This is a genomic window from Rudaea cellulosilytica DSM 22992, from assembly GCF_000378125.1.
GTDB lineage: Bacteria > Pseudomonadota > Gammaproteobacteria > Xanthomonadales > Rhodanobacteraceae > Rudaea > Rudaea cellulosilytica.
In genome coordinates, this window is sequence record NZ_KB899241.1 from 1 (window position 1) to 13,395 (window position 13,395).

A 13,395-nucleotide genomic window follows, 5' to 3' on the forward strand; every position below is an offset into this window, starting at 1 on the left:
CGCAGCAGCAGGCCCGCGTTGTCGCCCGCACGGCCCTCGTCGAGCAGCTTGCGGAACATTTCCACGCCCGTCACCGTCGTCTTCTGCGTCGGACGGATGCCCACCACTTCGATTTCGTCGCCAACCTTGATGATGCCGCGCTCGATACGTCCCGTCACCACGGTGCCGCGGCCCGAGATCGAGAACACGTCTTCCACCGGCATCAGGAACGCCTTGTCGATGTCGCGCTTGGGCTCCGGAATGTACGTGTCCAGCGCCTCCACCAGCTTGATGATCGCCGGCACGCCGATTTCGCTCTGGTCGCCCTCGAGCGCCTTCAGCGCCGAACCCTTGATGATCGGGGTGTCGTCGCCCGGGAACTGGTACTTGCTCAGCAAGTCGCGCACTTCCATTTCGACCAGCTCGAGCAGCTCGGCGTCGTCCACCATGTCGGCCTTGTTCAGGAACACGACGATGTACGGCACGCCGACCTGGCGGCTGAGCAGGATGTGCTCGCGCGTCTGCGGCATCGGGCCGTCCGCGGCCGAGCACACCAGGATCGCGCCGTCCATCTGCGCCGCACCCGTGATCATGTTCTTCACGTAGTCCGCGTGACCCGGGCAGTCAACGTGCGCGTAGTGGCGGTTCGGCGACTCGTATTCCACGTGCGCCGTCGAGATCGTGATGCCGCGCGCCTTCTCTTCCGGCGCCGCGTCGATCTGGTCGTATGCCTTGAATTCGCCACCGAAGCGTTCTGCACCAACCTTCGTCAGCGCCGCCGTCAGCGTCGTCTTGCCGTGGTCCACGTGACCGATCGTGCCTACGTTCACGTGCGGCTTGGTCCGCTCGAATTTGCCTTTTGCCATGACCTAAAACCTCGGGTAGTTCTGCAAGGTGGGAAAGTGAAAAAATATAAACAGCGGATATTGCGGAAACATGGTGCTCACGAATGGAATCGAACCATCGACCTCCTCCTTACCAAGGAGGTGCTCTACCGACTGAGCTACGTGAGCGGAAATTTCAGCCACATCCCTGAGGGAAGAACAGACCAGCATCCATGCTGGACTTCTCAAAAAAGCGGGTGGATCTCGTTTCAATGGAGCGGGAGACGGGAATCGAACCCGCGCTAGTAGCTTGGAAGGCTACAGTTCTACCATTGAACTACTCCCGCCCGGGGGTACTTCGCTTTGTCCTGCAACTCTTCGAGAGGCTTCTACCTTACGACTTTCGCCGAAATGGTGGAGGGAGGTGGATTCGAACCACCGAAGGCATGAGCCAGCAGATTTACAGTCTGCCCCCGTTGGCCGCTTGGGTATCCCTCCGGCACTCTCAAATTTTCAAAATCTTTTGCACAAATCTCGCTGGAGGTGGGTGACTCCGGGCATCCTGCCCTTCGCCCTTCGGGCCATCTCGCCACGCGAGATGTTCAAAATCGTTTCGAGACGATCTCGTCTAACCACCGAGGGCATGAGCCAGCAAATTTACAGCCGGCCCCGTTGGCCACACAGCATCTCTCCACGGAGCCGCCTATTTTCGGGCTCAGCAACCACTCTTGTCAAGGAGAGTTTTTGACTGTTTCCGGGGAGTGGTCGCCCGCCCAGGCGAGGTGTGCTGCGTCGCGATAGCGGGCGACCTCTTGCTCGATGTTCCGGTCCAGCTGCATCAGCCTCTGGGCATAGGCGGCCAAGGCCTTGTCATCGTCGCTCTGTGGCAACCATTTCGGCACCGACGAGGGCTTGCCGTCCTTGTCGGTGGCGACCATGACGATAACGCAGTGCGTGGCCAGTTTTTCCTCGCCGGTCTCCAGCCGCCGCGCGATCACGTCGACGCTGAAATGCATGCTCGTGTTGCCGGTGTAGATCAACTGGCAATGCACCGTAACCATGTCGCCGATCAGGATCGGATTGACGAAGCGGATGCCGCCGACTGCAACGGTTACGCAATACTGTCCGCTCCACGCTACCGCGCAGGCGTAGCCGGCCTGATCGATCCACTTCATTACCATGCCGCCGTGGACTTTGCCGCCGAAATTGACGTCGGTGGGCTGGGCGAGGAAGCAAAAGCGGACTTCGCGGTCGATTCCGGGCATTTCGAATCTCCATTGCCGGCGCAGAACACGGAAACTTAGCAGATCGGCACGTCCACGGCATCCGCCACCTACGGATGGCGTTTCGCGGAGTCCTGGGCGTGAGCCGCCTGGCGATAGCGCTTCGGCGCCATGCCGAACCGGCGCTTGAACAGTTCGCCAAATTGCGAGGCGCTGGAAAACCCCAAATCCTCCGCTATCTCGAGCACCTGTTCGTCGCTTTCGAGCAGGCGCCGGCTGGCGAGATGCAGTCGGTGTGCGCGCACGTAGTCGCTCCAGGCAAGACCGATCAACTGCTTGAATCGACGGCTGAAATAGGCAGTGGACAGGGCGCAGGCAGCTGCCGCGCGTTGCGCGCCGTGTGCAGCTGCGGGCGCAGCGCGCAGGCGATCGATGGCCGGACGCAGCCGCTTGAGATCGTTCGGATCGACATCCACGGCCACGCCCTCGACGCGCGGCGCGCGCGTCGCGGCACGCAGCAGCAATTCCGCAAGCGGCAACGCCAGCGGATCGGCCGGGTCGATGTCGGCAAGCCATTCGGCAAGCGCGCGCAGGCGTCGATACGACGCAACGGCCGGCCGCGCGCAGAACGACTGCGCAAGAAGTGCCAGACCCGACTTGCGCGCCAGGACATCGCCGGCTGCGGCGTCGATCTGGACGAGCACCCAGTCGCGCTGACCGCCTGCCAGCGCAAAATCGTGCTGGCGCATCGAAGGCACGTAGGCAATGCTGCGCGACTGCAGGTCGTAACGCCGCCCTTCCACGGCGAATTGACCGTCAACGTCGCCAAAAAGCACCAATTCGTACACATTGTGGAAATGCGGAAATGGTTCGCTCGGCAGCGCCTCGCGCCCCTGCCGGACCCGCACGACGCGCACCGGCGCACCCGGGCCGAGTTCGACCGGTTCGCAGATCGGGCGATCGAGATGGGGCAGCGTCACGCCGGCCATTGTCGCCGAAGTCCGGCCGCCACGACCGGAATTCAACGCGTTCCGAGCAACCGCACCTGCATCGGTTTTAGCGATGCATTGAGCGGCGCGGCAGGCTTGCCTTCGAGAAGATCGATCAAGTCGGGGGCAAGCTCAAGGGCGTTTTCACCCAGTCCCGCTCTCGCATCGCTCTCGCCAAGATTGACCATCAGCAAGGTCTGATGTGGTCCGTCGCTGCGCAGGATGCAGAGCACGTTGCCGGTCGGACAGAGAATTTTCTGATCGCCCATGCGGAGTTCCGCTCGCTGCTGGCGCAGCGCAAGCAGCTTCCGGTACCAGTTGTAAATCGAATCGGGCCTGCCCTCTTCCTCCTCGAGCGAAACGCCGTCATGCGAACGGTTGTAGCGCTCACTCCACCAGCGTTCGCCGCCGCGGTACCAGATCGCCGAACCCGGCGACTCGGGGTCGGCTTGCCAGCGGAATGCCTCGCGTGCCGGAATCTGGATGCCGTCGGAGATCTCGATGTTCTTCAACTCGCGGCCGCGCATGCCGAGTTCCTGGCCGTAGTAGATCAGCGGCTCGCCCTTGAGTGCCAACAAGATCGCCGCGCCGGCGCGAGCTCGCGCCGGATCGTCGCCGACTACGGACATGTAGCGGTCGACATCGTGGTTTTCGAGGAAGAGCACCTGGCTCTTGCCGCGCGGCGTCTTCGCCTCGGTCTCGCGGATCGCATTGACGATCTCGCGCTTGTCGAGCTTGGTCAGCGCACCACGCAACGGGAAGGCGAACACGAGATCGGCATGGCCGCGCTTGAGCCAGTCGTCGCCGTAGCCCCAGTCGGCCTGTTCTGCGAGGATGCGCAGGCCCGGGCGGCGCGCCTTGAGCTCGCCGAACATTGGCCCCCAGAAATCGGCGAACAAATGCTTCTCGATGCCCTTGTGGTCGAGGTCGTCCATCATGTGATCGATGCGCAGGCCATCGACACCATCGGCGCCGCTGCCGTCGCCGTGCGGATCGATCCAGAACAGCATCAAGTCGCGGAAATAGCGCTGCACCTTGGGTTGCTTGAGGTCGACCATCGCGATGCCGTAGTCGCGGCCGTCATAGCCTTTCCATTTCGGCTTGTCGAGAAAGTACTCCGCGATGCAGTGCTCCTTGTCGCGCCAGAGCAAGTACTCGGCCCACGGTGCACCCGGCTTGCACTTCGATTCCTCCCACCAGGGATGGCCTTCGGCGACGTACTGGAATTCCTGATCGAGGTAGACCTTGAGGCCATGCGCATGCGCGGCGCGCACGAAGGCGAAGTAGTCGTCCATCGTGCCGTACGCGGGATCGATGGCCTTGAACTCGGTAGCGAAATAATTGTGGTAGTACGGCGAGGGTTGCAGCGGCGTGAGCAGAATCGAGGTGATACCGAGTTCGTGCAGATAGTCTAGTTTCGCCGTCAGCCCCTTGAGGTCGCCGACATGGTCGCCGTTGCCATCGCGGAAGCTGCGCGGCATGACGTGATAGAACACTTCGCCGGCCGGGGCAACGCGCGGCGAAACCTCGGCAACACGTGTCGTCGTCGCGCAGGCCACGAGCAGGACGGCGAGGCAAAGAGCCAGCAAACTCGCCTTGATCATTTCGACTCTCCGCTTTGATTCAAGTCGCGCAACACCTCGCCGAAAAAAAGCAGCGTATCGGGCAACGCGCGCGTCCAATAGGTCCAGTCGTGGCCGCCGTCGCTCTCGACATAGCGATGCGCGATGCCGGCGCGGTCGAGCTCGCGATGGAGAGTGCGATTGGCATCGATGAGCCAGTCGTCGCGGCCGCAGTCGAAGCGGATCGGCGGCAATGGCCCGGCGGCGCCGGTCAATGCCGCGAGCACGCTGCGATCCGCGGGCGCAGCGCTCCAGCCACAGATGCCTTCTTCGAGGTGCGTTTCGAGCTGGGCCGCTTCGGTCATGCTCGAATGCGCCGCGGCGGCGGCGATCGAGCGCGGATACTTGCCAGCCAAGCGCAGCGCGCCGAAGCCGCCCATGCTCAGGCCGGCAACGAACAGTGGCGAACGCGGCGAGCAGCCGGGCACGATCTCGCGCGCAAGCGCCGGCACTTCTTCGATGATCCAGCGCTCGGCATCGCCCGCCTCGCCTGGAACGAATCCGGAACCGTCGCCGGCGAGTCCGTCCGATGGCATGAGCAATGCCACCGGTGGCAGCTCGCCCGCATCGATCAGACGTGCGGCGCTGACGTGCGCTGCGCCCTTGAACGCCCACGCCCAATGCGAACCATAGGCGCCGTGCAACAGAATCACGATCGGCAGATCGCGCGTGCCGCGCGCCTGCGACGGCACGAACAAAGTCACGTCCGCGCGGCGACCGAGCGCACGGCTTTTCACCGTGGCGAATCCCAGCCCGGCCGCATCGATCGCCGGATTCGAAAGTTCGATTTTGCGGAACGTGGGCGAAGCGATGCTCATGTGCGCTCGAACAGCACCGGGTTCTTCGGCGTGGCTATGATCTCGCCGATCTTCGCGCCGGGACACCAGCGCTCCCAATCGGCCTGTTGCATCCTGTTGATCGGGGCCTGCAGGCGCATGTCGCGATCCATGTAGATCACGGTCATCACCGAACGCGGATTCGCCGAGCGGTTCGGGCCGGCGCGATGGAAGGTCCAGCCGAGGTGGAAGCTCACCTCGCCGAGTGCGAACGGTTCGTCGACGACGCGGAAGCCCTGCTTGTCGAGATTCGCGCTGATCGCGCGCTCGCTCTCGTCGGAAATTTCCAGATCGCGGCCGTATTCCTCGCGCTGGCTGCCGGCGTAGAACGCCAGCGGCCCCATGTCCATCGGCACGGCCTGCAAAGGCACCCAGGCCGTGATCGAGCGGTCGCTCGCGAGCGGCCAGTAGAATTGATCGGCATGCGCAGGAGTGAAGCCGCCGCCAGGCTCTTTGTACAGCGACTGGTCGTGGTAGAGGCGCACGCCGTCGACCTGCAGCAATGCCGCGGCGAGGCCGGCGAGGCGCTTGCCGAACACGAACTCGCGCGCAAGGCCGCCTTGCTCCCACAAATTCATCACCTGCAGGAAGGCACGGTCGTAGGTGCTGCGCTGTTCGAGCGGCAGCGTCTGTGTGTTCAGCGCAATCGTCAGCCGCGCAATTTCGTCGCCGTAGCGGCGCAGTTCGTCGGCTTTGAACACGTCCTTGAGGCGAATGAAACCGTCACGGCGGAAATCGGCGATTTGGCGTTCCGTCAACGCATAAGGTCTATCGAGATCGATCGCCACGTGCACGCTTCCTCAACGAATTGCAGATGTGGCGATACTAGGCTCACACGCGGCGAATCGCATCGGCGGGCGTTGTCGAACCCGGCGGGCAAACTATCGGATTCATGACCTCCGCGTCGTCGCGGAGGCCACAGCGCGCCAGTTCAGACGTTGAAGCGGAAATGCAGCACGTCACCTTCCTTGACGAGGTATTCCTTGCCTTCCAGGCGCAGGCGTCCGGCGTCGCGTGCCCCGGCTTCACCCTTGTACTTGATGTAGTCGTCGTACGCGATCGTCTCGGCGCGGATGAAGCCGCGCTCGAAATCGGTGTGGATCACGCCGGCGGCCTGCGGCGCGGTCGCGCCCTTCTTCACCTGCCAGGCGCGCACCTCTTTTTCGCCCGCGGTGAAGTAGGTTTGCAGGCCGAGCAGCTTGTAGCCGGCGCGGATCACGCGGTTCAGGCCGGGCTCGTCGAGCCCCATGTCCTGCAGGAAGGCGAGCTTGTCGGCATCGTCGAGCTGCGAGAGTTCCTCCTCGATCGCCGCGCACACGGGCACGACTTCGGCGCCTTCGGTCTTCGCGCGCTCGACGACTTTGTCGAGAAACGGGTTGTCCTGGAAGCCGTCTTCCTTGACGTTGGCGATGTACATCAGCGGCTTCAGCGTGAGCAGGAACAGGTCGCGCACGAGCGCCTTCTCGTCATCATCGAGACCGGCCGCGCGCGCGGGCCTGCCCTCGTTGAGCACCGTCGCGAGCTTTTGCAGCACGGGTCGCTTGGCCAATGCTTCCTTGTCTCCCGATTTGGCCGAACGCTCGGCGCGCTGCAAGGCCTTGTCGACCGAGTCGAGATCGGCGAGCGCGAGTTCGGTGTCGATCGTGTCGATGTCCGAGATCGGATCGATCTTGCCGGCGACGTGGACAATGTCGGTATTCTCGAAGCAGCGCACGACATGCGCGATCGCATCGACCTCGCGGATATGCGCAAGGAACTTGTTGCCGAGCCCCTCGCCCTTCGACGCGCCGGCGACGAGACCGGCGATATCGACGAACTCGATCGAGGTCGGGATGATCTTGAGCGGCTTGGCGATGCCGGCGAGCGCCTCGAGGCGCGGATCGGGCACCGGTACGACGCCGATGTTCGGATCGATCGTGCAGAACGGGAAATTCGCCGCGGCGATGCCCGCCTTGGTCAGCGCGTTGAAGAGAGTCGACTTACCGACGTTCGGCAGGCCGACGATGCCGCATTTGATGCCCATGAGGAGTCCGTGAGACGGAAAACGAAAGATGTAAAACGTGAGGACTCGCTATTCCGAATCTGACGTCTTACATCTGGCGTCTTACTCTTTCGCCGTGTGCAATTTCTTCATCGCCTCGTTGAAGTCTCCGCGCACCGCAATCGGCAAAACCTCGAGCGAACGTCCGACCGCATCGATGATCGCCTTCTCGTCATCGACGCCGGGCCGGCCGAGCACCCAGGAGGTGACGCGATTCTTGTCACCCGGGTGACCGATACCGAGGCGCAGCCGATGGAACTTGCCATGGCCCAGGTGCGCCATGATGTCGCGCAGGCCGTTCTGTCCGCCATGGCCGCCGTCGAACTTGAGCCTTGCTGCGCCTGCAGGCAGATCAAGATCGTCGTGCGCGACGAGCATTTCCTCGGGCTCGATCTTCCAGTAGCGCAATGCCGACTGGATCGCGATGCCACTCTTGTTCATGTAGGTCGTCGGCTTGAGCAACCATAACGTCTGACCGTCGATGACGATCTTCGCGGTCTCGCCATGCAGCTTCGACTCCATGCCGAAACGCGTACCGTGTGCCTGAGCCAGGGCGTCAATAAGCCAGAACCCGGCATTGTGCCGGGTTCGCAGATGTTCGGACCCGGGGTTGCCGAGGCCGACAAGGAGACGCAGATTCGCCATGACGAGCCGGGTGCCGCGCACCCGCCGAACACGGCCCCCGCCACCGGACGGTAGCGGGAGCCGAGGCGGTTACTTCTTCTCGTCTTTCTTCGCAGCGGCGGCCGGAGCCGCGGCCGGAGCGGCGGCAGCGGTCGCACCCGCAACGGCGGTTTCGACCGGAGCGGCCTCAACCTCTTCCTTCATTTCCTGCGCGGTGACCACGGCAACGTCGTGTTCCTTGCCGAGGCGCAGCTCGGGGATTTCGACGCCCTCGGGCAGCTGGACTTCGGACAGATGGACGATGTCGCCCACATCGAGGTTGGCGAGATCGACTTCGATGTACTCCGGCAGATGCTTCGGCAAGCAGGAGATTTCGACTTCGTTGAGCGCATGCGAGATCAGCACGCCAGCCTTCTTGCCGGCCGGCGACTTCTCCTGGTTGAGGAAGTGCAGCGGCACGCTGATGCGGATCGCCTTGTTCTCGTCGACGCGCTGGAAGTCCAGATGCATCAGTTGCTGCTTGAACGGGTGACGCTGCAGATCGCGCAGCAGCACCTTCTGCACGTCGCCATTCAGAGACAGGTCGAGAATCGCCGAGTAGAACCATTCGTGCTGCGAAGCGAGCCAGACGTCGTTGTGTTCGATCTGGATGCTGACCGGGGCGAGTTCGCCACCGTAGACGATGGCCGGAACCTTGCCCGTCTTACGCAGGCGGCGGCTCGCACCCCTCCCGTCGTCGTCACGGCGTTCGACCTTGATTTCATGTGTAGTTGCCATTTTGAAGCTACCTTTGGTGTTGCAGTTGAACCGCCTCGCGGCGGTGATGACCCTCCCCCGCGACCAGGGGAGTGGATTGCGCGCGACCCGCGGCGGGATGCCCGGTGTCGCGCAAAAAAATCAGTCCACGTACAGCGAACTCACCGACTCGCCGAACGCAATGCGGCGGATCGTCTCCGCCAGCAGTTCCGCCACGCTGAGCTGGCGGATCTTACTGCAGGCCTTCGCCTCTTCCGACAGCGCGATCGTGTCGGTGACGACAAGCTCGTCGAGCTGCGAGCCGTTGAGGTTGCGGATCGCCGGCCCCGACAGCACTGGATGTGTGCAGTAGGCGACTACGCGCTTCGCGCCGTTCTTCTTCAGCACCTCGGCACCGGCGCAGAGCGTGCCCGCGGTATCGACGATGTCGTCGATCAGCACGCAGACCTTGTCTTCAACGTCGCCGATGATGTTCATCACCGCGACCTCGTTCGCGCGCGGCCGGCGCTTGTCGATGATCGCGAGGTCAGCATCGTCGAGGCGCTTGGCGATCGCACGAGCGCGCGCCACACCGCCCACATCGGGGCTGACCACGATCAACTCTTCGGGGCGGTTATATCGCCAGATATCGGCGAGGATGACCGGCGAAGAGTATACATTGTCCAGCGGAATATCGAAAAACCCCTGGATCTGGTCCGCATGCAGGTCCACGGTCAGCACATGGTCGGTACCGACCGTCGAAATCATTTTCGCGGCCACCTTGGCCGTGATCGGCACGCGCGCCGAGCGCAGGCGCCGGTCCTGCCGCGCGTAACCGAAGTACGGTATCACCGCGGTGACGCTGGCGGCCGAGGCGCGCTTGAGCGCATCGATCATCACCAGCAGCTCCATGAAGTTTTCCGCAGTCGGCGCCGAAGTCGGCTGGATCACGAACACTTCCTGGCGACGCACGTTCTCGTCGATCTCGACGCGCACTTCACCATCGGAGAACGTCGTCACCTGTGCCTTGCCGAGCGGCACGTTCAACATCTTGCAGATGTCGAGCGCGAGCTGCCGGTTGGCATTGCCCGAAAAAATCTGCCAGCCGCTGCGTTCGCCGCGGCCGAGCGGATAGGTCCCGGAATAACCTGCCGCCGGATTGATCGTGTTCACGGATTGGACCTTGTCAGGGTTCGATCATTGCAGGGTGGCTGGGGCGGCAGGATTCGAACCTGCGTATGCCGGGATCAAAACCCGGTGCCTTACCGCTTGGCGACGCCCCAATGATTCACTTATCCCGGCAAAGCCGGGATTCCAATTATCTTTGCTTTTCAGCTTTGGCTTTCAGCCTTGCCCGCCTGATATGTATCCACCGCATCAAGCAACCGCGATCTATTTACTCCACTAGCGACGTACGCCGAAAACTCCGACGGACACGCACTCACGATGGCATTCGCTTCGTCGCGCGATTTCACCGCAACGAAAACGCAACCACCACTGCCGCTCAACCGCGCATCGCCGAACTGGCCAAGCCAGTCCAACGCCGCGGCGACATTCGCATAGCGCGCACGCACCACCGGAGTGAAAACGTTGCTGGTTTCGATCCCTGAAAGAAAGCCCTCTATTGTCGCCGGAGGGGAATTCCGTGTCAATTCCGCGGCTTGGAACAGTGCGACTGTCGGCACCGTCGCGCGCGGGTCGAGAATGACGTATTCCCGCGGCGGCAGAGCGATCGGAGTGATTTTTTCGCCCACGCCCTCCGCCCACGCCGAATGACCGCGCACGAACACCGGTACGTCGGCGCCCAGGCGCAGGCCGAGCTCGGCCAGTGCGTCGACGGACAGGCCCGTCTCCCAGAGCTCGTTCAGCGCAACGAGCACGGTCGCCGCATCCGAGCTGCCGCCGCCGAGGCCGCCGCCCATCGGAATGCGCTTTTCCAGCGCGATATCGACACCGAACTCCGCTTCGGCATATTCGGCCAACGTGCGCGCCGCACGCACGCAGAGGTCGTGCTCGGGCTCGACCCCGGGCGCGCCATCCACGCGCACGATCTGCGCATCGTGACGCAGACGCAGGCGCAGCGTGTCGCCCCAGTCGAGCAGTTGGAACGCGGTCTGCAACAGGTGATAGCCGTCGGCGCGGCGGCCGACGATGTGCAGGAACAGGTTGAGCTTGGCCGGCGCAGGCCAGACGCTCCACCCGCCTTCGATCGCGTCGGTCAATCGAAACTCCACGATTGGACCACGAGCCTGACCTTGTCCTTGCCGCGTGTTGCGAACACCTTCTTCGGCAACGGCGGCGAGAGATCGCCGAACCAGTCGAGGTATTCGACCGTCCAACCGTCCTGCACCAGTTGCGCCGGCAACTGCTTCTCGTCGAATTGCATCTGCGCCGGATCACCCGCGACGCGCAGGCCCAGCGCCCAACGCCGCAGCGCGGCGAACGGCACCTCGGCGCCGAGGCGTTCACGCAGCAGTGCTTGCGGATCGCGGCCGACCTCGGCCTGCGCATCGACCCCTTCAAGCAGCGCATGCTCGGCATCGCCGCTGAGGCGCAAGGTCCGGCCGTTCGCGCCGCGCACGCTGAACGAATACGCGTCGCCGTCCTGATGCCAGGTCAAATCGCCCGAGCCGCCGTTCGCACCGGATACGGCGATGCGTGCCTCGAGCGTCCAGCGCGACTTACCAGCCAGCGCCGCCTCGCGTGCATCCTGCCCTGCCAGCGCTGCGGGCGTCGCCGCGTTCTGCTTCACGCGCACAGGCGCGCAGGCGACGAGCAGCGAGACAAACGCCGCCGAAAGCAGCAGACGAAGTGTGTGCAGCGTGGAAAGGTCGAGAAAAGTCATCGAACGAATACGCATCAGTGCCGCGCCGCCGCGCTCTTGTCACGCAATGCCTTGAACTCCGAACCCGCCTTCCACTCGGGCCAGCGTGCTGAATTCGCGAGGTCGCGACCGATGTCGTACATCAGCGTGATGTCCTGCACCGCGCCGTCGAGTTTCCAGTCGGGACCATAGGCGTCGCAGGGCTGGTGGTAGCAGTGGCCGGTGTAGTCGTCGACCCACTTCTGCCCGGCCGCGCGGCCGCCGGCGACGAGATCGGATGCGCCGGCAATGCCCATCATCAGCAGCACCGGCACGCCGCGTTTGGCGAACGAAAAGTGATCGGCGCGATAGAACAGGCCGCGCTCGGGCAAACTTTCCGGCGTGATCGTGCGTCCCTGCACCTTGGCGAAGCGGGCGAGATCGTCTTCGAGCGTGTCCTGCCCGCCGCCGACGAGGATCACATCGTGTGCCTTGCCCGCGGTCTGCAGTACATCGATGGTCAGATTGGCGACGGTCTTTTCCAGCGGATAGACCGGATCGAGCGCATATGCCTCCGAGCCGAGCAGGCCGCGTTCTTCCGCGGTCCAGACGCCGAAGACGATGCTGCGCTTCGGCGCCGGCAGCGCCTTGAACTGACGCGCGATCTCGATCAGGCCGGCGACGCCGATGCTGTCGTCGTTGGCGCCGCGGCGAATCGTGTTGCCCTGAGCATCGGCCGGGCCTTTGCCGTAAGCATCCCAATGCGCGCCGTAGAAGACGATTTCGTCGGCACGCGTGCTGCCCGGAATCTTTGCCAGCACGTTATGGCTTTCTACGACCTCGTGTACGACCGGGATATCGGCCGAGAACGTCTCGCCCTTGAGCACAACCGGGCGGAAGTCCGCGCGCCGCGCCGCCTTGCGCTGCGCGGCCAGGTCGAGGCCCGCATCGGCAAACAGCTTGGTCGCCGCTTCGGCCGAGATCCAACCCTGCAGTGCGAGGCTGGTCAGCTTGTCCGGCGCGCGCACGATGTCGAAATTCTCGCCGTGCGGACTGACGACGACATTCCAGCCGTAACCCGCGCCGGGCGTGTCGTGCACGATCAGCGCGCCGATCGCGCCATGGCGCGCGGCCTCTTCGTATTTGTAGACCCAGCGGCCGTAGAAAGTCATCGTCTTGCCGCCGAAGCGGCCGTAAACCGGCTCGTCCTTTGTTGCTTCGAAATCCGGATCGTTGACCAGGAACACGGCGACCTTGCCCTTGAGATCGACGCCCTTGAAGTCGTCCCACTGGCGCTCCGGCGCATTGACGCCGTAGCCGACGAACACCAGCGGCGCGTGCTCGATCAACGCACGATCGTCCGGACGGACTGTCGACAGATACACGTCTTTTCCGCGTTGCCACGGCTGCATACTGCCGCCGACGCTGACGCCGAGCGCCTTCGGCTCGCCGAGCGTCGTGTGCAGCAACGGCGCCGCCTGCACCCAGCTGCCGTCCTTGCCCCCCGGTTGCAAACCGAGCGCTTCGAACTGGCCGATCAGATAGCCAACCGAACGCTCTTCGCCGCGCGTGCCGGGCGCACGGCCTTCGAAGAAATCCGAGGACAGCGTCTGCACCGCGGTCGCGATGCGATCGGCGCTAAGCTGCTGCGCGGCGACGGGCAAGGCAAAGGCAAAGAACGAGAGCGCAACGAGCAGAAATTTCATCACGGCATCATCT

At 63.6% G+C, this 13,395-nt stretch carries 13 protein-coding genes and 4 tRNA genes; all 17 read right to left on the bottom strand.

Annotation, left to right across the window (positions count from 1 at the left end; genetic code table 11):
• Positions 1-845, bottom strand: an 845-nt coding sequence (tuf, locus tag F455_RS0100005) for an elongation factor Tu (RefSeq protein WP_018971197.1), incomplete at its 3' end; no start/stop codon positions are given.
• A gap of 71 nt (positions 846-916) precedes the next feature.
• Positions 917-992, bottom strand: a tRNA-Thr gene (locus F455_RS0100010).
• 84 nt (positions 993-1,076) lie between these two features.
• Positions 1,077-1,150, bottom strand: a tRNA-Gly gene (locus F455_RS0100015).
• A 65-nt stretch (positions 1,151-1,215) separates the two neighbouring features.
• Positions 1,216-1,301, bottom strand: a tRNA-Tyr gene (locus F455_RS0100020).
• A 233-nt stretch (positions 1,302-1,534) separates the two neighbouring features.
• Positions 1,535-2,068: an acyl-CoA thioesterase gene (locus tag F455_RS0100025; RefSeq protein ID WP_018971198.1), complete on the bottom strand. Its 534-nt coding sequence runs from the start codon at positions 2,066-2,068 to the stop codon at positions 1,535-1,537.
• A 68-nt stretch (positions 2,069-2,136) separates the two neighbouring features.
• A complete protein-coding gene (locus F455_RS0100030; protein WP_018971199.1) occupies positions 2,137-3,015 on the bottom strand; it encodes a helix-turn-helix transcriptional regulator in 879 nt (292 codons plus the stop codon).
• Between the two features lie 32 nt (positions 3,016-3,047).
• Positions 3,048-4,619 (bottom strand): alpha-amylase family glycosyl hydrolase, encoded by a 1,572-nt coding sequence (locus F455_RS0100035; RefSeq protein ID WP_018971200.1) that lies wholly within the window; start codon positions 4,617-4,619, stop codon positions 3,048-3,050.
• Entirely contained in the window at positions 4,616-5,455 is an 840-nt protein-coding gene (locus F455_RS0100040) for an alpha/beta hydrolase (RefSeq protein WP_018971201.1), read from the bottom strand. Before F455_RS0100040 ends, F455_RS0100035 begins: the two co-directional genes overlap by 4 nt.
• Positions 5,452-6,261, bottom strand: coding sequence for a phytanoyl-CoA dioxygenase family protein (locus tag F455_RS0100045; RefSeq protein WP_018971202.1), 810 nt, complete (start codon positions 6,259-6,261; stop codon positions 5,452-5,454). Before F455_RS0100045 ends, F455_RS0100040 begins: the two co-directional genes overlap by 4 nt.
• A gap of 143 nt (positions 6,262-6,404) precedes the next feature.
• A complete protein-coding gene (gene ychF, locus F455_RS0100050; protein WP_018971203.1) occupies positions 6,405-7,496 on the bottom strand; it encodes a redox-regulated ATPase YchF in 1,092 nt (363 codons plus the stop codon).
• Positions 7,497-7,577: 81 nt separating this feature from the next.
• Entirely contained in the window at positions 7,578-8,159 is a 582-nt protein-coding gene (gene pth / locus F455_RS0100055) for an aminoacyl-tRNA hydrolase (protein ID WP_026292910.1), read from the bottom strand.
• A gap of 69 nt (positions 8,160-8,228) precedes the next feature.
• A complete protein-coding gene (locus tag F455_RS0100060; protein WP_018971206.1) occupies positions 8,229-8,915 on the bottom strand; it encodes a 50S ribosomal protein L25/general stress protein Ctc in 687 nt (228 codons plus the stop codon).
• Positions 8,916-9,035: 120 nt separating this feature from the next.
• Entirely contained in the window at positions 9,036-9,971 is a 936-nt protein-coding gene (locus tag F455_RS0100065) for a ribose-phosphate diphosphokinase (protein ID WP_026292911.1), read from the bottom strand.
• Positions 9,972-10,081: 110 nt separating this feature from the next.
• Positions 10,082-10,156, bottom strand: a tRNA-Gln gene (locus F455_RS0100070).
• Between the two features lie 48 nt (positions 10,157-10,204).
• Positions 10,205-11,095: a 4-(cytidine 5'-diphospho)-2-C-methyl-D-erythritol kinase gene (gene ispE, locus F455_RS0100075; RefSeq protein ID WP_018971208.1), complete on the bottom strand. Its 891-nt coding sequence runs from the start codon at positions 11,093-11,095 to the stop codon at positions 10,205-10,207.
• Entirely contained in the window at positions 11,092-11,733 is a 642-nt protein-coding gene (locus tag F455_RS0100080) for an outer membrane lipoprotein LolB (RefSeq protein WP_018971209.1), read from the bottom strand. The genes ispE and F455_RS0100080 overlap by 4 nt, the downstream gene beginning before the upstream one ends.
• Positions 11,733-13,382 (bottom strand): M28 family metallopeptidase, encoded by a 1,650-nt coding sequence (locus tag F455_RS0100085; RefSeq protein ID WP_018971210.1) that lies wholly within the window; start codon positions 13,380-13,382, stop codon positions 11,733-11,735. Before F455_RS0100085 ends, F455_RS0100080 begins: the two co-directional genes overlap by 1 nt.
• Positions 13,383-13,395 lie beyond the last annotated feature (13 nt).